Origin of the sequence: Dietzia sp. PP-33, assembly GCF_033790845.1 — a bacterium.
In the GTDB taxonomy this organism is placed as follows: domain Bacteria; phylum Actinomycetota; class Actinomycetes; order Mycobacteriales; family Mycobacteriaceae; genus Dietzia.
On record NZ_JAMYEI010000017.1, the window covers coordinates 29,599 to 46,280 of the forward strand.

General features: G+C 65.0%; 22 protein-coding genes and 1 pseudogene. 8 read left to right on the forward strand and 15 right to left on the reverse strand.

The annotated features are described in order from the left end of the window. Positions 1–132: 132 nt before the first annotated feature. From NJE57_RS19200 to NJE57_RS19230, 7 genes and pseudogenes are all read left to right on the forward strand, one after another. Entirely contained in the window at positions 133–1,701 is a 1,569-nt protein-coding gene (locus NJE57_RS19200) for a SulP family inorganic anion transporter (RefSeq protein WP_413464445.1), read from the forward strand. A gap of 349 nt (positions 1,702–2,050) precedes the next feature. Then, a complete protein-coding gene (locus NJE57_RS19205) occupies positions 2,051–2,554 on the forward strand; it encodes a TIR domain-containing protein (RefSeq protein ID WP_319030111.1) in 504 nt (167 codons plus the stop codon). 3 nt (positions 2,555–2,557) lie between these two features. After that, positions 2,558–3,412, forward strand: coding sequence for a macro domain-containing protein (locus tag NJE57_RS19210; protein ID WP_319030112.1), 855 nt, complete (start codon positions 2,558–2,560; stop codon positions 3,410–3,412). Further along, positions 3,409–3,858 (forward strand): HIT family protein, encoded by a 450-nt coding sequence (locus NJE57_RS19215; RefSeq protein ID WP_319030113.1) that lies wholly within the window; start codon positions 3,409–3,411, stop codon positions 3,856–3,858. Before NJE57_RS19210 ends, NJE57_RS19215 begins: the two co-directional genes overlap by 4 nt. A gap of 117 nt (positions 3,859–3,975) precedes the next feature. After that, positions 3,976–4,154 (forward strand): annotated as a pseudogene (locus NJE57_RS19220) (IS3 family transposase); the annotation flags it as partial. 253 nt (positions 4,155–4,407) lie between these two features. Continuing rightward, positions 4,408–5,196 carry an HNH endonuclease gene (locus NJE57_RS19225; RefSeq protein WP_319030115.1) on the forward strand — a complete coding sequence of 263 codons (789 nt, stop codon included), beginning with the start codon at positions 4,408–4,410 and terminating at the stop codon, positions 5,194–5,196. Positions 5,197–5,516: 320 nt separating this feature from the next. Continuing rightward, positions 5,517–6,563, forward strand: a complete 1,047-nt coding sequence (locus NJE57_RS19230; protein ID WP_413464446.1) for a DNA cytosine methyltransferase — start codon at positions 5,517–5,519, stop codon at positions 6,561–6,563. On the opposite strand, the gene NJE57_RS19235 is transcribed toward NJE57_RS19230, so the two are convergent. The 5 genes from NJE57_RS19235 to NJE57_RS19255 all read right to left on the reverse strand — a co-directional run bounded on the left by NJE57_RS19235 (position 6,481) and on the right by NJE57_RS19255 (position 10,201). After that, positions 6,481–7,506, reverse strand: coding sequence for a NaeI family type II restriction endonuclease (locus NJE57_RS19235; protein ID WP_319030118.1), 1,026 nt, complete (start codon positions 7,504–7,506; stop codon positions 6,481–6,483). The two genes, NJE57_RS19230 and NJE57_RS19235, sit on opposite strands and share 83 nt — an antisense overlap. Before the next feature lie 85 nt (positions 7,507–7,591). After that, complete coding sequence (locus NJE57_RS19240; RefSeq protein ID WP_319030119.1) at positions 7,592–7,960, reverse strand: hypothetical protein; 369 nt, start codon at positions 7,958–7,960, stop codon at positions 7,592–7,594. Continuing rightward, positions 7,957–8,571, reverse strand: coding sequence for a hypothetical protein (locus tag NJE57_RS19245; RefSeq protein ID WP_319030121.1), 615 nt, complete (start codon positions 8,569–8,571; stop codon positions 7,957–7,959). Before NJE57_RS19245 ends, NJE57_RS19240 begins: the two co-directional genes overlap by 4 nt. A gap of 360 nt (positions 8,572–8,931) precedes the next feature. After that, entirely contained in the window at positions 8,932–9,723 is a 792-nt protein-coding gene (locus tag NJE57_RS19250) for a hypothetical protein (RefSeq protein WP_319030122.1), read from the reverse strand. Position 9,724: 1 nt separating this feature from the next. Continuing rightward, the gene (locus NJE57_RS19255) at positions 9,725–10,201 is read right to left on the reverse strand and encodes a hypothetical protein (RefSeq protein ID WP_319030123.1); all 477 of its coding nucleotides are present in this window, start codon (positions 10,199–10,201) and stop codon (positions 9,725–9,727) included. 698 nt (positions 10,202–10,899) lie between these two features. On the opposite strand from NJE57_RS19255, the gene NJE57_RS19260 reads away from it, so the two are divergent. After that, complete coding sequence (locus NJE57_RS19260; RefSeq protein WP_319030124.1) at positions 10,900–11,640, forward strand: SOS response-associated peptidase; 741 nt, start codon at positions 10,900–10,902, stop codon at positions 11,638–11,640. On the opposite strand, the gene NJE57_RS19265 is transcribed toward NJE57_RS19260, so the two are convergent. From NJE57_RS19265 to NJE57_RS19310, 10 genes are all read right to left on the reverse strand, one after another. Further along, a complete protein-coding gene (locus NJE57_RS19265) occupies positions 11,615–11,905 on the reverse strand; it encodes a hypothetical protein (protein WP_319030125.1) in 291 nt (96 codons plus the stop codon). The genes NJE57_RS19260 and NJE57_RS19265 overlap by 26 nt on opposite strands. A gap of 36 nt (positions 11,906–11,941) precedes the next feature. Next, positions 11,942–12,343 carry a helix-turn-helix transcriptional regulator gene (locus NJE57_RS19270; protein ID WP_319030126.1) on the reverse strand — a complete coding sequence of 134 codons (402 nt, stop codon included), beginning with the start codon at positions 12,341–12,343 and terminating at the stop codon, positions 11,942–11,944. After that, positions 12,340–12,528, reverse strand: a complete 189-nt coding sequence (locus NJE57_RS19275) for a hypothetical protein (protein WP_319030127.1) — start codon at positions 12,526–12,528, stop codon at positions 12,340–12,342. The genes NJE57_RS19270 and NJE57_RS19275 overlap by 4 nt, the downstream gene beginning before the upstream one ends. Continuing rightward, positions 12,525–13,088, reverse strand: a complete 564-nt coding sequence (locus NJE57_RS19280) for a DnaB-like helicase N-terminal domain-containing protein (RefSeq protein WP_319030128.1) — start codon at positions 13,086–13,088, stop codon at positions 12,525–12,527. Before NJE57_RS19280 ends, NJE57_RS19275 begins: the two co-directional genes overlap by 4 nt. A 39-nt stretch (positions 13,089–13,127) precedes the next feature. Further along, positions 13,128–13,361 (reverse strand): glutaredoxin-like protein NrdH, encoded by a 234-nt coding sequence (nrdH, locus tag NJE57_RS19285; protein ID WP_017838629.1) that lies wholly within the window; start codon positions 13,359–13,361, stop codon positions 13,128–13,130. Between the two features lie 61 nt (positions 13,362–13,422). Then, positions 13,423–13,605 (reverse strand): hypothetical protein, encoded by a 183-nt coding sequence (locus NJE57_RS19290; protein ID WP_017838630.1) that lies wholly within the window; start codon positions 13,603–13,605, stop codon positions 13,423–13,425. Between the two features lie 500 nt (positions 13,606–14,105). After that, entirely contained in the window at positions 14,106–14,384 is a 279-nt protein-coding gene (locus tag NJE57_RS19295; RefSeq protein WP_095719255.1) for a hypothetical protein, read from the reverse strand. Between the two features lie 4 nt (positions 14,385–14,388). After that, positions 14,389–14,715, reverse strand: coding sequence for a hypothetical protein (locus tag NJE57_RS19300; protein ID WP_319030129.1), 327 nt, complete (start codon positions 14,713–14,715; stop codon positions 14,389–14,391). 4 nt (positions 14,716–14,719) lie between these two features. After that, a complete protein-coding gene (locus NJE57_RS19305; protein WP_319030130.1) occupies positions 14,720–15,514 on the reverse strand; it encodes a ParA family protein in 795 nt (264 codons plus the stop codon). 174 nt (positions 15,515–15,688) lie between these two features. After that, positions 15,689–16,609, reverse strand: a complete 921-nt coding sequence (locus tag NJE57_RS19310) for an ArdC-like ssDNA-binding domain-containing protein (protein WP_319030131.1) — start codon at positions 16,607–16,609, stop codon at positions 15,689–15,691. Between the last annotated feature and the right edge of the window lie 73 nt (positions 16,610–16,682).

The following is a 16,682-nucleotide window of genomic DNA, read 5'->3' on the forward strand; positions in this document are numbered from 1 at the left end:
CACACTCCTCGTGAAATAGGTCACGGTGTCGGTCCCAAATTCAACGCTACCCAAACCTGACGTTACGGTAGGTTTCAAACCTCCCGTTACGGGAGAGTGTGTCATGTTCCCTCCACGGTTAGGAAAACCCCCGTGACAGCTCCCACCCACGCATCCGGGGCCTCGTCCCCGCCCCCGGCCAGCTCGGATGACGATCTCGCACCCGTCGGCGTGCTCGCGTCGTTCAAGTACGCCTTCTCTGCCCCCCGCCGACTGCGCACCGAGGTCTTGGCCGGTCTGGTCGTCGCGCTCGCGCTCATCCCCGAGGCGATCTCGTTCTCGATCCTGGCGGGCGTGGACCCGCGGGTCGGGTTGTTCGCCTCCTTCACCATGGCCGTGACGATCGCCTTCACCGGCGGACGGCCCGCGATGATCTCCGCAGCGACCGGCGCAATCGCCCTGGTCATCGCCCCCGTGGCGCGCGAGTACGGGTTGGACTACTTCATCGCCACCGTGCTGCTGGCCGGCATCTTCCAGGTCGTGTTGAGCGTGATCGGGGTGGGCAAGCTCATGCGCTTCATCCCCCGGTCGGTGATGGTCGGGTTCGTCAACGCCCTGGCCATCCTGATCTTCACCGCGCAGATCCCGCACCTGCTCGGGGTGCCGTGGCTGGTGTACCCGATGGTCGCCGCGGGCGTGCTCATCATGGTGTTCTTCCCCAAACTTTCGGCCGCGGTGCCGGCCCCGCTGGTGGCGATCGTGGCGATCACCGCCGTGGTCGTGCTCTTCGGCTGGACCATGCCCAACGTCAGCGATCAGGGCGAGCTGCCCTCCTCGTTGCCGTCGCTGTTCATCCCCGACGTTCCGTGGACGTTGGAGACCTTGCAGATCATCGCCCCCTACGCCCTGGCGATGGCGTTGGTCGGGCTTATGGAGTCGTTGATGACCGCCAAACTCGTCGATGACATCACCGAGGTCCGCTCCGACAAGACCCGTGAGGGATGGGGCCAGGGCGTGGCCAACATCGTCACCGCCTTCTTCGGCGGCATGGGCGGCTGCGCGATGATCGGCCAGACCATGATCAACGTCAAGCAGTCCGGCGCCCGCACCCGCCTGTCCACCCTGCTGGCTGGGATCTTCCTACTCATCCTCGTCGTAGCGTTGGGCGACATCGTCGGCCTGATCCCCATGGCTGCCCTGGTCGCGGTGATGATCATGGTCTCGGTGGCCACCATGGACTGGCACTCCATCCACCCACGCACCCTGCGCCTGATGCCGCTCCCGGAGACGATCGTCATGGCGGTCACCGTCGCCGCGACTGTGATCACCCACAACCTGGCCATCGGCGTCATCCTCGGCGTGCTCACCGCGATGGTCATGTTCGCCCGCCGCGTGGCCCACATGACGAGCCTGGAGAAGGACTCTGAACTCGACGTCAATCACGACGGCACCATCGACATCCGCACCTACCGAGTGCGTGGCGAGCTTTTCTGGGCCTCGAGCAACGATCTGGTCTACCAGTTCGACTACACCGGCGACCCCCAGCACGTGGTCATCGACCTGACCGAGGCCGATATCTGGGACGCCTCCACCGTGGCCACCCTGGACGCGATCACCCACAAGTACGCCGCCAAGGGCAAGACCGTCGAGATCATCGGCCTTGACGGATCGAGCCTCGATCGTCTGGACAAACTCTCCGGCCACCTCGGCGACGAACACTGACTCCGCCGCTCCACCCTCGCCAGCGGCTTCACCTGAGCCGCCAAACGAAGCTGCGAAATCCCGCCAAACGAAGTTGAGAGTCACACGCCGATGATGGCCCCTCGTCCGTCCCGCACGGGTGTACCCAATTGAGACCGTCGAGTTCCTTCCGCTGGTTGATGACTTCACCCTCGACCTACCCGATCGTCCCGATCGACCCGAGTCGGCGCTCACCATTCGGCGACAAGGGCAGCCGCCACGAGTGGGGCCGGGGCACCCTCGAAGTTGCGCGGCAGAACCGGTGAACAGAGGGGCAGCCTGTCGGCGGGCCCGCCTACACTGGGAATCGAGTCGAACTTAGGGACGGGACATGAGCTACCGCAATAAGACCTACGTTGCTTTCGCGAGCGAAAACATTCATTTGTACCGACTGATGGAGGCATGGCGCGATAACGACAATATTGACTTCAATTTCTACGACGCCCACAGCCTCTTCATCTCGCGGGACACGAGCAAGCCGGAAACCATCAAGCGGAACCTGCGTGAGCGCATGAGCAACGCGAAGCAGGTGATCCTCATCGGAACGCCGGAGGCCAAGAGAAAAGGCGGCGACGGGGTTTCCTTCCTCGCCCATGAGGTGCAGGTGATGATGGAGTTTAATCTGCCCGTGGTGATCGCGAACCACGACGGAGACAAGACCGTTGATAAGAACTTCATTCCGTCCCCGCTTCTGGACGCGAAATACTACACCATGTCAGTGGCGTTGAGCCCCGCAATAATAAAATATGCACTAGACGGCTATGCCGCTGATTTCAAGACCAGCTCCAACACCGGTTGTTACTATTACGATCAATCCGTCTACGACAAGTTGTGACGCGTGACCCTTACTCGCGACCTTCGGAACAAAAGATTTTGGCGCGGTCTGGCTACGCACGGGCTTGCCGCGCTTGGTGTTTTGTCAGCAGCACTTGGGCTCTTTGACCTATTCTCGCCCAACACTCTCGGCAGGCTGGACCTGCCAGAGATTCTTCTTCTTCCGCTGGCCGCACTCGTTTACGCGGTCTGGAAGTCGTGGCCCTATCCGGTCGAACAGCACTTCGCGAGCCCCGACACAAAGGTGAGTCTTATCACGGGCGACCTCTTCGAGCAGGACACGAATCTCGTTATCGGCATGGCGGATACCTTCGACATCGAGACTCCCCACATCATTGCGTCTGGCAGCGTGCAGGGACAGTTCTTACACCGCGTGTACCAGCACGACGTAGATAACTTGCGTGAAGACCTACAAGCGGCACTGGCAAGCAAGCAGGTCATCGACACTGTCACTAAGGTAGGTAACACCGGCCGTTACCCGCTCGGCACCGTCGCGACGATCAAGCACCAGCGCAAGCATTACTTTTGCGTGGCCTATACCCGCCTCGACGAGACGAACAAGGCCACTTCCAACATGGGCGTCCTGTGGGAAGCGATGGACAAGTTGTGGGACGAGGTACGCATCCGGTCCAATGGCGAGGCAGTCTCAGCTCCGGTCATTGGCCTAGGGCAGTCGGGAATGTCGACCGTGCTGCCGATCCAGGACGCCATCCGTTTTCTCATCTTGTCGTTCATTTTCGCCTCACGCCAGCAGCGAGTATGTGAAGAACTGCGGATTGTGGTCAGACCCCAGGATGAAAAGCGCATCGACATGCTTGAGGTTCAAGAGTTCCTATCTTCGCTGAGGGATTCGTCATGAGTCACCTCGACGTTCCTGACGCCTATCCTTGCGCTTTCTGTGACTACTTGAGTGGAGCTCGCCCCTTCACTGTTCTCCATCGCGAGGAACATGCAGCCCTCTTGGTCACCCGCGAACAGCGGGGGCTTTCGCACCTACTGGTTGTCACGACACGCCACGCACCGACCGTGCTGGACATAAACGATGCCGAGTCAGATGCAGTGATGAGGCTCGCCAGGAAAGCGGCGCACGCCATCGACGAGGTAGAGCAACGTCCGGGAATCAGCATCTGGCAAAACAACGGGATTGATGCGCACCAAGCCATCCCTCACTTTCACATTCACGTGGCCGGCACGATCCCAGGTGGAGGTACAGAACGAGACGAGGTTCACGAGCTGAGCCTCGGGGAGACGGAAGCGATTGCGCGGAGGCTCCGCCCCGAGCTAAAAGGTCGCCACCATTCGTAGCGCCACGACAGGAGAGCTCTCGTAATGCGGACCCACTCCGCCCCGGCCGAAACGTCGCGCGATTGCGGACGTAAGGAAAACTCGGATCGCCCGCCGTTGATATGCCGACTCGTCCACCGCGTCGGCACCGCCGGAGACAGCGCGGCCATGGAGAGCATCTTCCGCTATCTCAAATACAACGTCCTCGACCGCCGATCCTGGACCACCCGCGAGGAGCTGCGGATCTCGACTTTGACTTGGACCGAGCGAACTTGCCACCGAACCGGCGACGTCGGCAGGTCGCGCTCGGGCGATAGGCCCCTATCGAGTTTGAGCCCATCATGGCCCTGCTGGTCACTCAGGCTGCGTGACTGAACCTGATACCTGATCGTGCAGCAATCCCACGCCCGGGTCGGCGTGACGCGGACTACCCCCCAACGGCGGGTGGCCTCGGCTGCGGAACAGCAGGGCGCTCACGGGTGGAGGGTGCAAGTCGCAGTTCGAGCGGTACAACGGCGTGGCGAGGAGTCGGACTGCTCTCTACCTCCGCCTGGGTGCGATCCTAGGCAGGTGGATTACCCCTCGTTTGCATACGCGCCGAACGGCGAACTTTGGTGGAAGTTGACCCGCACTCCAGGCAAAGAAAGCGCTTACGGCGACGAACGAAAGATCGCTGCCTACTTAGCCAGTACGAAGAAGGTGGGCGACTTGGTCACCACTAGAGAGCTGCGCGAGCAGCTAGCACCTAATCCAGAGACGCCTAACACCAATGAGCATCTTCAGCGACGGTTGCGTTCGCTGAGAGGTGAGCGCGATGGGTGGCTCATCGCGTCGAAGAAAGACGACCGATCGCTTCCGCCGGAGCATTACCGCATCGACAAAATCGGGTGGCACCCCGGCCTCGGAGATCGGCCACCCAACAGGCAAGTCGTATCAGCCAAGACGCGCGCCCTAGTTTTGACCCGAGATGGGTCACGATGCCAGGTATGCGGAGTAGGCGACGGGGAGCCCTATCCCGAGAACTCCGACCGCAAGGCTGTGATGACGGTGGGCCACATCATCTCGCAGCACTTCGGTGGTGGAAACGATCGCGGGAATCTCAGGACGGAATGTGCGCTCTGCAACGAACAGATGCGATCTGAGGGGACCAAGCCGGAGTCCGTTGAGGAAGTCTGGTCCGCCGTGCGTAGCTTGTCCACGCCCAACCTCAGGCGCTTGAACGAGTGGCTCGCTCAGGGCAGGCGGACTCGAGATGCTCTAGACGAGACTTACGACAGGATCCGCAAGCTCCGGCCGGATGACACGGCGCGTGTGAAGCAGGATCTTGCCAAGCTGCTTGGACTTGGCCCGAACGACTAAGCAACGAGCATCTTCTCCGCGTTCAAGGGTGCCAAAACGACGGTGGAGTGAGCTCCTGCACCGAAAGCTGTGGGTGGGAGCGCCGACGTGTCGGAGCTGGCGGTTACAGTGCGCCCCGTCCGGTCGAAGGTAGGCGCGTCGGGTGACGACCTGGGGCGTGTCTCCCCTGCCGGCATTATCAACGCACTCCTGGGCGTAGTCGACTACGGGTGTGTCGCCGGCGGTTATGTTTTAACACCGCAGGTACAGAGTTAATTCGGTGCCGGATACGTCAGTCAGTGGCTCGTCACTTGTGATGGACCCCGCCGGCATATGACAGTATGAGAGCACTTACGGAGAGGGTCGTTATCGTGGCACTTACATCAGTGGAACTCTGCGCCGGGGCTGGCGGCCAGGCTGTCGGCCTGGAGCAGGCCGGGTTCACCCATTTGGCCTGCGTCGAGTACGACAAGCATGCCTGCACGACCCTGCGCACCAACCGGCCACAGTGGAACACCGTTGAGATGGACTTGAACGAGTGGTCCGGTGCCCCGTACGCCGGCCTAACCGATCTCGTGGCTGGTGGCGTGCCGTGCCCGCCGTTCTCCAAGGCCGGTCGGCAGCTCGGCGCAGACGACGAGCGGAACCTCTTCCCGCGGGCCCTCGATCTGATCGAAGAGATCGGGCCTAAGGCCGTCATGCTCGAGAACGTGCGTGGCTTGATGGATCCCGTTTTCGAGGACTTCCGGGCGGAGGTCGAGGGGCGCCTGGAGGATATGGGCTACAAGTCGGCGTGGCGGCTGCTCAAGGCCTCGGACTTCGGCGTTTCTCAGCTGCGGCCGCGCACGATTCTGGTTGGGATCAAGGAGCCCTGGGCCGAGCATTTCGTGTGGCCGACCCCGCACAAGCGACCCCCGAAGAGCGTGGGCGCGCTACTGCGAGATCACATGGCAGCCAACGGCTGGGAAGGTGCCGATGCCTGGGCGGCCGGTGCCAACACGATCGCGCCGACACTGGTCGGCGGATCGCTCAAACACGGCGGCCCGGACTTAGGCCCGACTCGCGCCCGGGCCGCGTGGGCTGAGCTCGGTGTGGAAGGCCGGACTATTGCCAACGAGCCACCGGCGCCGGGGTTCGTGGGGATGCCGCGGCTCACCGTGCAGATGGGTGCGCTCATCCAAGGCTTCCCGGCTGACTGGATCTTCCCTGGGACTAAGACGGCCTCGTGGCGTCAGGTGGGCAACGCCTTCCCGCCGCCGGTGCCCGCTGCCGTGGGTAAGCAGATTCGCAAGGCCTTGGAGGCCGTCAAGGTTGAGCCTGCGCCTGAGCCTGCTCCGGAGAGTCTGGAAGCTCCGCTTTCACGGACGCCGGAGCTGGCAACCCTCTAATCCCCTCGAGCACCTTCTCGAGCAGAGCGGACGGGATCTTGGCCGGGTCCACGGCGACCCAGTCTGTCTCCTCGAGCGCGTAGCCGATAGCGGCTCCCGCAGCACAGTCCACCTGCCACGTTCCGCACAGAAGGACCAGGTTGTGTTCGGCGAGGACGTCCGGTTTGGCCTGCCGGGCTCGGCGCATGGGATCTTTGGCGCCGAGCCCGATGGTTTCGATGACGTACCGGGGAACCACCGTGTGCGGCATGTAGCCAAAAAAGGAGGTGAGTCGCTTCCTGATTCCTCCGCGGCCGAACACCACCGCGAGCTGGTCTTCGGTGAGGTCGCGCAAGGGGTTACGCGGCAGCTGTCCGTCCACCACCGGGGCAAGGAAGCGCTTCACCGCGTCGGCGGTGAAACTGCGCTTGCCGTCCTTGTTGGCGCCATCGCGCAGCCATACGCGGTGGGCCCGCATGATCGAGGCGTAGAAATGATCAGCCGCAGCGTCGATCTTGATCAGTAGGCAGATCTCGCACTGAGATTCGGTAGGGATCATCCACGAGTCGCGAATGGTCGTCTTGACCTCCACGGGGATACCCGCGATCACGGTGTCTAGAGGCTTCTGCTTCGGCAGGCCCAAGGCGCGCAGGAGTCGGTACTGCAGTTTAGTGCCGACCGATGAGCGCTCATCGGAGTCCACTTCCGGGTCGTAGAGATAGAACCGCCCGGTGATCGAACCCTCAATGACGTAGTTGATGGCGTCGAGGATGGCGTCCCGCAGCTCAACCTCCAAGTCCGGCCGGGCCTGGAGCCACTGCAACACTTGCTGCAACTCAAGGTCGTCCGCGGGGGCGAGGATTGTGTGAGGGGGTGGCTGCGGAATTGCGGCCTGCCCCTTGCGCGCTGTGCGCCCGTCGGGCTGACAAGTGTGCCCGGGGCCGGGGACAGCGTTCGTGGCCATGTCGGCCTACGGTAGCCGGCGAAATCGCTGTGGCCTGCAGGAAGGTGGTTAGGTCGGGTTGCGGCCGAGGGGTGGCCGCAGTGGATCAAACGAGGAAACACCAGCCGAGAGAGTGCAGGGAGTACTCGCTGCACTCGTTTGGGGTGATGACGTAATTGTCCTCTGGTTGTTCGCCGTAGACGACGAGGCCGCCGTCAGGGCGGATCTCACCAAAGGGCTGACCGTCGAGCTTTGCCAGGTCTTCGAGCATGTTCTGCAGGGTTGCAGTCGTCACAATGGGTGTTGCCCAACCGTTCCAGGGCATACCGAAGGCCACAGCATGCCAACTGTGATCGTCCTGGAGTCCGTCGAGGGTGAAGTCGCCCCCACCGTCGGAGCGGTCGAGGTCGGTACCGCGCATTTGGATGACAGCAGCGCGCAGCAACTCGGCCTCGTGGTCGTGATGATCGGTCATAACTTCTCCTGTGTGGGCTCGGTGACCGGCCGCACCGCGGTCAGAGCCTCGCGAAGCGCGGCGGCCTCGGCGCGGGCCACTGCGGCCGCTTGCTCGGCTTGGTGAATATCCCGCTGTGCCCTTTCGCGAGTCTCGGCGGCAGCTCTTTCCGCCTCGTGGGCCTGTTGTCGGGCGCGATGGGCCTCCTGCTGAAAAGTGCTGATCTCGCGGGAAAGCGCCTCGGCGCGGGACGCGGCCTCGGCGGCACGGTCTGCTTGCTGTTGTGCGTGGGTGGTGGCGCGCTCAGCGTCCTGCAGGGCCTGCTGCTCGGACTTGATGTGGGTGGCCAGAGTGGCCTGGTGGTCCTCTTGCAGGACCTGGGTGGCCGCATCCACGGCGGCGGCCCACAGGGGCGCCAGCACCGGGGCTAGCCTCTCGGCCGGGAGCTCGGGGGCGCGACGCTCGGGCGCGTGCTCTTTGAGCCAGGTGGCCGCGGCGTCAGTGCTGACCCGGGCTCGCTCGCGCAGGGCCCGGACTCCGGGCCGACGGCCGTACTCGGCAAGGTGAGCGGTGTAAGCGGCCAGTAGCGCAGCGTGACGGTCAGAGGTGCCGCTAGTGGGAGCAGCGTCCATGGGACCCCTCCGTCAGTAGAGGTAGGTAAAAGTGCGATTCTTTGGCTTCTGCTGTTACTAACTGTACCCCACTGGAGCCGTCACGAGCTAGCTTCGGGCTACGAACTGCAGTTGTGGGGTGGGCCCCGGCAACGAGCCGGGCGCCGCACGGGTTCGGAACGAGCCGACCGGTGTTCGACCAGAACCAGGACCGTTCGGCATTCCAATCCGCCCTTGGCACAAACTGTGCCGACAACCGTGACTTCATGAGGTCAACAGCTCCCACAAGTCGCGTGCCGATAAGACGCGTTCTGTGCGCCTTCCGGTCGGCCTCGGCGGGCCAGGTGCCCTGATCGGGCGCGTGGGCCCGATCAGGGTGTGTCAGGCGGCCTCTCCGGGGAAGCCGGCCGGTCCCTGGAACATTTGCCACGCCGGCGGGAACGCTCCCGCGATGAGGTCGGCGACCTGGTAGCCGGTCTCGACGATCTCGTCCACGTCCGCCGGGTCGGAGCAGGACGAGAGCAGTTCCATGGCCTCTGCCATGACCGTCGACACGTACTCGCCGAACGCCATCGCCATCACCGTCTCGCCCATGCCCTGAGTCTCGGCTCCTGCAGCGAGCGTCATGGACGTGTGGGCCAGCAGTTGCAGCGGCAGCAGTTCGAGCGGGGTGTCCGGTAGCAGGTCCGGCAGCAGACCCGGTCCTCCCCCGAAGTCGACGACTTCCGCGGCGTCTTGGGGCCAGGGCATGCGGTCGCGCTGAAGCAGCCACACGATCTGCGCCTTCATCGCGGCGTGCCCACCGGCCTCACCCTCGCCGCCGTCGTCACTCGAGCCGGCCGCAGCCGAAACCGCAGCGTGCCCCAATTGCTGGCGGGCCTGTTCGAGCAGGATCCACGCCATCCCCAGGTCGTCGTAGAGATCGACCTGGGCCAGGGCGAGGTTGACCAGCTCACACACCCGCGCCACTTGCACCTCCAGCCTGCCGACCGTGCGGGCTTGGGCCCCGTCGGCGGGGCTGCTGGCCTGACCTGTGCTGTTCCTCCCGTTGCCGGCCCGGGGTCGGGTTCGGCGGGCGAACTGCCCGCCGAGCCAGTCGAGCAGATCCCGGGAGGTCTCCATCCGGTAGACCACGTGATCCTGCGGTCCGTTCGCGGTGTGGGTGGTGGTCATGTCAGGCCGCCTTTCGGGGATTGCAGTCGGAGGTCACGGAGTCGAGGAGGTCGTGGCCCAGGTGGTGCACCCACAGGCCGCGTTCCCACAGGGACGACCACTGCCATTCCCATCGGGCCACCTCGAGGTGGGTCCGGCGCCGGCGCCGGATGTCGGTCACCGTCGGGAGGTGATCCGCGTCGGCGCTGACGAGGATCGCGACATCGGTCTTGCGGTCGTCGGTCCATTCGGTGAGCATCCGCTGGATCTCCGCATCTCCGCGGACCTCGCAGTGGCGCCGCAGCGGGACCACCACCCCCTCCCCCACTGTCGGCTCATCGAGTTGCTCCATCCCGGGGTCGATCACGGTGACTCGCGGGTCTCGCTTCCACTGCCGGGCTGCGGCGGCTTGCGCGGTGTGGGCTGCCGGATTGGCGCGCAGATCATGGGTCCCCATCACCACCGCGATTCGTTCCACCCGGCTTGAGTGGTGACGCATTCCGGCGATTCTGTCGGCCAGCCGAGGCAGGTCCAGCGTGAACGTTGACAGTTGCCGGCGGGAGTAGCCGAATCCTTCGGATGCTCCGAGGACGGCATTCCAGCCGTCGAAGACGATTGACACGGAGTCGGACGAGTGAGCGGGGACAGACGACAAAGAAAGATTGGAAGTACGCATGATTTCTCCTTTTGGTTGATTCTCGGGACTTCTTTTCGGAACATTTTCAGCAGTCGCGGATAAGCGCTTCCGGAGGTATCCACTATTGAGTTCGCAATGCCGCTGCGATCGTTTTACCTGCAACGATGCGGTGCGGCCCACACAAGGTAGCAAAAAAACATGGCGCCTGAAAAGGGGTTTGCAATTCATTTCTAAAGTTTTTCTGCCGGTGATTTACCGCCCGATTTTCCGGCCAATTTTTGAAACATGCCAAGAGGGGCAAAATGCAGCGTTCTACTGTTATCCAGGAATTTCTCGGGGCAATAGTTCGGATGTTTCGATAGATCGATCTATTGATCGGTGCAGAAGCGATCGCGTGTCGATCCCGTGGACCGCCGGGGAGCCATACCCGCCACCGATGACGATCAGAGGGGTCTGTTGTGAGGGGCTCTTCCTCTTAGATCTCAGGTGGCGTTGTGAGTAGAGGCCGCAATACCTGCTGGTCAGAGCCGAATCGCTCGAGGCGCTGCTACTGTCTCGGCATGTGTGGTCGGTACTCGGTAGCGGTGTCTGGCGCCGCCTTGGTCGATGTTCTTGACCTGGATGGGACGGAGCCGGGGTTCGAGTGGGAGCCGGCCTACTCAGTTGCTCCTCGCACGCGGGCGCCGGTAATCCGGGATCGCCTGATCGGCGAACAGCGGGTGAGTGAGGCGTTCATGCCTACGTGGGGGTTTCGTCCGTCGTGGGCGAAGGAAAAGGGGCCGCGGCCGATTAACGCCCGGCTCGAGACTGCTGCGACCAATGGCATGTTTCGTTCGGCGTTCGCCTCGGCACGTGCCCTGGTTCCGATGACCGGGTACTACGAGTGGCAGGAAGCTCTCGAGGACGGCAAGAAGGTCAAGAACCCCAGCTATGTGCATGCCCCGGGGGACGAGCTGCTGCTCGCTGCGGGGCTGTTGGCCTTCCACCGCCAGGACGGTGACGAGCAGTGGCGGACGACGTTCACGATCATCACGCGGACGGGTGAGGATGCGGCCGGCGAGGTGCACGACCGCATGCCGGTCTTTGTGACCCCCGCTTCGTGGAATACCTGGTTGGCCCCGGAGAAGCTCGAGAAGGACCAGGTCGGAGACATGCTGGATCTGCTGGACGTCAAGTCGCGGGCGGTGGCATCGACTCTTCGAACCCGTCCAGTGTCACGGGCGGTCAACAACGTCCGTACCTTGGACCGCCGCGATGCCGGCCTGATCGAGGCGGTTACTCGCGGTGGTGGTGATCGCTGACGGTTCGCCCCTGGCGGTATCGAGGTTTGCCGTCGGCGCCGTTGCGATAGCGGCGGGGGTTGCGGGCGAGTCGGCGCAGGTCTCGGAGTAGTTCCGCGGTGCGGTCGTCTCCGAGTTCAGCGATCGCGTCTCGGTAGGCGCCGTGCGCGTTGGGGTCCAGGGCTGGGAGGCCGACGACGGCACGGTGCCAGCCCAGGATTTCGAGGAACAGCGGCTCCCCTACTTGGTCGGCTGCACGGCGGATCCGGTCTAGCAGCTCGTCCATGCGGCGCACGGTATCGGGCAGTTCCGACAATGCCTGTTAGCGCAGGTTGCGGCCTGCGATGAGTCCAGCGATGAAGTCAGCGACACGGTCGGCTTCGGCGTCGGTGAGGTCGTACTCCTGGCCGGCGACAAGGGTACGGGCAGGGCCGAGTGGTTCGAGCCCGTAGAGGACTCGGGTGGTGGCGGACAGGGTTGCGCGATCGGCGATGGCAGTGACGGTGCAGTCCAGGGCGGCGGCGATCGCCTCGAGCTGGTCCCGCGGGATCGTCGGAGCGTGGGCGTCCCGACCCCGGGCGGCGGGAACGCGGCCGCGTTCCCAGAGGCCGAGTTGTCCCCCGCTGACGCCGATCGCGACAGCGAGCTTGAGTTGGGACAGGCCTTGCTCGAGTCGGGCGGTGCGGATGGCGCGGCCGAGGGATCGGGCTTCGTCGGGTGTCACTGGCTCCCCTCCCTTGGCAGGTCGTGGCGGACGTTGGCGATGGCCGACCAGTTGCCGTGGTGGCAGGCGACGTCGAGCACGGTGACAGGCGGGGCGGCGCGGGCGTCGCGGTGGGCGTCGAGGCGGTTCTCGAGGTCTATCAGGGCGTGCAGCTCTGTGGGGCCCGTGCCGATGATGAACGTCATGCCTGCTCCCCTCCCCTGCTGGTGAGGGCGGCTCGGCGTTCGGTTTCGCGGCGCATGGCGCGGCCGTGGCTGAGGAGGATCTCGAACAGGGCGTCGGTCGGGGCTTCGGCGCTGGCCCGGGTGAGGTCGGCGGCTGTGTGGGCGAAGTGGCGGCGGTAGCTCGCGTCGAGGACGTCTGCGGCGAGGGTGCGCAGTCCGACGGTGGGGGTTCCGAGCAGGGTGACGGTTTGCAGGGCGTCGGCTAGGAGCCGGCCGTGGTGGCCGGCCATGCGTCCGGCACTGGTGAGGGCGGCGAGTACTCGGGGGGCGTGGTGGGGTTCGCCTATGGCGATGAGGTCTGCGATGACTTGGTACAGGTCGCCGTAGCGGGGGCCTAGGAAGTCGTTCGCCTCGAGGTGGGCGGTGATGTGGCGGGCTTCGGTGGTGTCGGTGGTGTGCAGGAGTGCACACAGCAGGGCGGCTTCGGGGTCGAGCTCGGGGACGGTGGGTGCGGCGTCTGCGGCGGCGAGGTCGTCGACGTCGACCGGGTCGGCGGTGGCCTGCGGGTCCTCGGCGGTCATGGTGTGCATTGTGTGTCCCCTCCCCTACTGGCGGGTGATTCAGGCGGCGGTGCGGCCGAGGTCCTTGATGCGGTCGGGTCGGAATCCGGCCCAGTGGTCGGTGCCGGCGACGACTACGGGGGCCTGGAGGTGGCCGAGGGCCATGACGTAGTCGCGGGCTTCGGTGTCGGTGGTGATGTCGACGAGCTCGTAGTCCAGGCCGGCCTTCTCGAGCGCCTTGATGGTGGCGCCGCACTGCACGCACTGGGGCTTGGTGTACACGGTGATGGCCATGGCGGTGGTCCTTTCGGTCGTGGTGTCCGTCTGCCTCGCGGCAATGGGCGGGGGTTGTGGGTCAGGCGGCGTAGATCGCGCGGCGGATGGTGCCGACGATCTCGGTGTCGTCTTCGTCGGCGACGACGGTGACCCGGTCCTCGTGAACGGTGAGCGGGTTGACCGAGAGGTCGAGGACTGTGGCGAGCGTGGCGGCGGCCTCCCAGGGCTCGGTCGCGGTGACGGAGTAGGTGATGCGGGCCATGGCTGGCTCCTTTCGGGTTCGGGGTGAGTGGCCTTGTGGCCTGCTCTGCTTCTATTGTACACGTATTATGCGTGCATCATACGTGTATGACGCGTTAGTGTGCTCTCACCTGCAGGTTCTCGCACCACCACCTCGGCTATGCCGTTCGCGCAGTGTCCCCCTTTCCCTGACACCCGCCGATCGTGTGGGCCGCGAACCGGAGGCAAGAGAGGGCACCCGGGCGGACGCGGGGAATCTGCGGCGAAACAAACGAGCGCAGCGAGCGCGTCGCAGATTGGTCGTGGCCGGCCGGGCGACGGCGAAGCCGGCGCCGACCTTGACGCAGGGAGCGGAACACAAAGACTCGCAGTGGCAGGGAAAGAGGGCCACCCACCGGTTCGCCCCACCGCCGGGCAGTGCCGGCGTCCACGGCCAGGGATCTACGCCCCGGGAGTCACCGGGCGGTGTTGCACGCGGGAGCTGGCCCCAGTCGACCCGCGGCGGCCGGGCAGATAGTGGTTCTAGTGGGTGAGGGTGGTGGTGGCTCGGAGGGTGGCGAGGAGGTCGGTGCGTCCGGTTGGGGTGATGCGGGGTGCGATGACGGCGTGGGGTTCGTCGCCCAGGGCGATGAGGTGGGCGTGGTGTTTGTAGGGGTCGTCGGCGTGGATGTCAATGGTGGTGGCTGCGGCGTGGTGTGCGGCGAGGTCGAGGGCTTCGGCGTGGCTGCCGGTGGTGGTCAGGGTGTCCTGGTGGAGGAGTTCGCCGGTGGGTGTGGTCGTGGTGATGGTGACGATGTGCATGGGTCTACCTCTTGTAGGTGGTGCGGCCGCCGGCGCGGAAGGGGCTGGTGTCTGAGTGGTAGGGCTTGCCGTCGTTGTATTCGGCGTCGAGGCGGTCGAGCAGCTCCTCGAAGGCGCGGACGGTGAAGGCGACGGCGCTGGGTAGGTCCTCGTCCTTGTCGAGGGCTTCGCAGGTGCCCCAGATGCGTTCGACCAGGTCGGCTGGCAGGCGCATGTTCCAGTTGCGGTATTCGGGGGCGTCGGCCGGCCGGGCGGTGGTCTCCCCTGCTGCGGCTTGGGCGACGAGGCTGTCGGTGGTCTTGCGCTTGCGGATGGGCGGTGTGGCGGCCATGGGTTCAGGTCCTTTCGGCGGTCAGGGTGGTGAGCAGCTCGTGGAAGCTGTCGCGGACGGTGACGGCGGCGATGTCGCGGAGCTCGTCGAGTCCTTGACCGTTGGCGGCGGCTTCGGCGATGAAGGCGCGGCGTGGGATGTCGTGGGGGTGGACGGTGTAGCCGGATTGGGTGGCCCAGTCGCGGATCTCGGTGGCGACGCGGCCGTGGGTGGCGGTGCGGGTGGTGTCGCGCAGGTTGATGAGGATGTCGGGGTCGGGCAGGGGCCGGCTGGGGCGGAGGTCTTCGTTGATCTCGTCGACGAGTTCGCCGGTGTCGCTGATGCCGTTGAAGGAGTCGTTTTCGGGCTCGGTGACGAGGAGGACCCGGTCGGCTGAGTAGAGGGCGTTGATGGTTCCCAGGGACAGGCCGCGGTCGCAGTCGATGATGACGAGGTCGTAGTTGTCGCGGACGGTGTCGAGGGCTTTGTGTAGGACTTTTCCGGGGGCCACTCCCCCGAGTGCTTGGAGGGCTGCGGCGAGTTTGCCGCGACCGGAGGGGACGATGTCCAGGCCGGGGCGGCGGGTGGTGTGGGTGGCGCCGGCGAGGGTGACGCCTGGGGTGCGAGCGTAGATGTCGGCGAGGGTGTGTCCGTCGGGGTCGCGGTTTCCGAGGATGCGCAGGGCCACTCCCCCTTGGGCGTCGTGGTCGATGACTAGGACGCGCTTTCCACCTGCGACGGCGGCGTGGGCGAGCATGAGGGCGGTGGTGGTCTTGCCGACGCCGCCCTTATGGTTGGCGATCGCGATGACCGTGGTCATGGTTGCTTTCCCTTCGTTATGCGTGCATGGTGCGAGCATATCCGCGCATGGTGCGGGTATGGAGCACGTGTGATACTTGGGTGCGGGGCGTGTCGTGCGTGCATGATGCGAGGGTGGCCGGCGGTCGGGCGTGGCGCTTAGCGGAGCGGCGCCACGCCCGACCGCCCCGCCGGCCTAGCCGGCGGCCTCCTCGTCCTGATCTTCGTCGGTGAGGGCGCCGTCGGTGAGGGCGCCGGCGATGAGGTGGACGGCCTCCTGGACTCGGACGGCGGTGGCCTTGACCTTGTCGGCCTGTCCCCCGCTCCAGCTGGCGACGTAGCCGACGCTGTAGTCGCTCGTGTCGAGGTCGTGCAGTGCGGCCACGACGTAGGCGACGGATTCGGCCTCGAGTTCGCGGGTGGCCTGGTCGGGCTCGGTGGTGAGCTTGCCGTCATCGTCGGTGTGCAGGATCGCGTGTGCGGCCTCGTGGATGGCGGTTTTTGCGGCGTGGGCGTCGGACAGGTCGGCGTCGACGACGATGCGGCGGGTTCCGTCGACGGTGCAGTAGCCGTTGGACTCGCCGGGGATCTGCTCGCGGGTGACGGTCCAGCCCTGGCCGGTCATCCACTGGCTGATGCGCTCGTAGAGGGCGGCGTGGTCGTCGCCCTGGAGGTGGGCGACGGGGGCGGTGGGCTGTTCGACCCCCTCGATGGGGTCGGTCTGGGAGATGTCGAACACGCTGACCACGGGCGGTGGGCACTTGATGGCCTTGCGGGTGGTCTCTCCGGTGGCCTCATCGGTTTCGGAGACGAGGCGGAACGGCTTGCCGAAGATCCGGATTCCCTTCTCACCTTTGCGGACCTGGCGGCCCTTGGCCTGCCACGCCTTGAATCCGGCGACCTGGGTGGCGTGCGGGCACTGCACCTGGATCAGCAGCGTGTTGTTGAAGCTGTAGCGGTGGAACGAACCGAGGAAGTCCAGCCACCGCTGCCACTCGCCGGATTCGGTGAGGGCGTCGACGGCGGCGGACAGCTCGTCGTGCATCTGCTCGACCTTCTCGGCGCGGGCCGCCCGGGCGGCCTCTTTCTGCTGCGGGGTGTAGGTCTTGCGGGCCATGGCTGGCTCCTTTCGGGTGCGGGGTGAGCGGGTGTTCCCGGCTCTGTCTTCTATTGTACACGCATCATGCGTG

Bases quoted from the DNA above. Each gene is read 5' to 3' on its own strand.
- NJE57_RS19295 (WP_095719255.1), bottom strand. From the start codon at position 14,384: ATGCACATCGTCACCATCACCACGACCACACCCACCGGCGAACTCCTC.
- NJE57_RS19255 (WP_319030123.1), bottom strand. From the start codon at position 10,201: ATGCGTCACCACTCAAGCCGGGTGGAACGAATCGCGGTGGTGATGGGG.
- NJE57_RS19215 (WP_319030113.1), top strand. From the start codon at position 3,409: ATGAGTCACCTCGACGTTCCTGACGCCTATCCTTGCGCTTTCTGTGAC.
- nrdH (WP_017838629.1), bottom strand. From the start codon at position 13,361: ATGGCCATCACCGTGTACACCAAGCCCCAGTGCGTGCAGTGCGGCGCC.
- NJE57_RS19230 (WP_413464446.1), top strand. From the start codon at position 5,517: ATGAGAGCACTTACGGAGAGGGTCGTTATCGTGGCACTTACATCAGTG.
- NJE57_RS19290 (WP_017838630.1), bottom strand. From the start codon at position 13,605: ATGGCCCGCATCACCTACTCCGTCACCGCGACCGAGCCCTGGGAGGCC.
- NJE57_RS19300 (WP_319030129.1), bottom strand. From the start codon at position 14,715: ATGGCCGCCACACCGCCCATCCGCAAGCGCAAGACCACCGACAGCCTC.
- NJE57_RS19265 (WP_319030125.1), bottom strand. From the start codon at position 11,905: ATGGACGAGCTGCTAGACCGGATCCGCCGTGCAGCCGACCAAGTAGGG.
- NJE57_RS19280 (WP_319030128.1), bottom strand. From the start codon at position 13,088: ATGACCGCCGAGGACCCGCAGGCCACCGCCGACCCGGTCGACGTCGAC.
- NJE57_RS19305 (WP_319030130.1), bottom strand. From the start codon at position 15,514: ATGACCACGGTCATCGCGATCGCCAACCATAAGGGCGGCGTCGGCAAG.
- NJE57_RS19240 (WP_319030119.1), bottom strand. From the start codon at position 7,960: ATGACCGATCATCACGACCACGAGGCCGAGTTGCTGCGCGCTGCTGTC.
- NJE57_RS19275 (WP_319030127.1), bottom strand. From the start codon at position 12,528: ATGACGTTCATCATCGGCACGGGCCCCACAGAGCTGCACGCCCTGATA.
- NJE57_RS19205 (WP_319030111.1), top strand. From the start codon at position 2,051: ATGAGCTACCGCAATAAGACCTACGTTGCTTTCGCGAGCGAAAACATT.
- NJE57_RS19245 (WP_319030121.1), bottom strand. From the start codon at position 8,571: ATGGACGCTGCTCCCACTAGCGGCACCTCTGACCGTCACGCTGCGCTA.
- NJE57_RS19250 (WP_319030122.1), bottom strand. From the start codon at position 9,723: ATGACCACCACCCACACCGCGAACGGACCGCAGGATCACGTGGTCTAC.
- NJE57_RS19310 (WP_319030131.1), bottom strand. From the start codon at position 16,609: ATGGCCCGCAAGACCTACACCCCGCAGCAGAAAGAGGCCGCCCGGGCG.
- NJE57_RS19260 (WP_319030124.1), top strand. From the start codon at position 10,900: ATGTGTGGTCGGTACTCGGTAGCGGTGTCTGGCGCCGCCTTGGTCGAT.
- NJE57_RS19235 (WP_319030118.1), bottom strand. From the start codon at position 7,506: ATGGCCACGAACGCTGTCCCCGGCCCCGGGCACACTTGTCAGCCCGAC.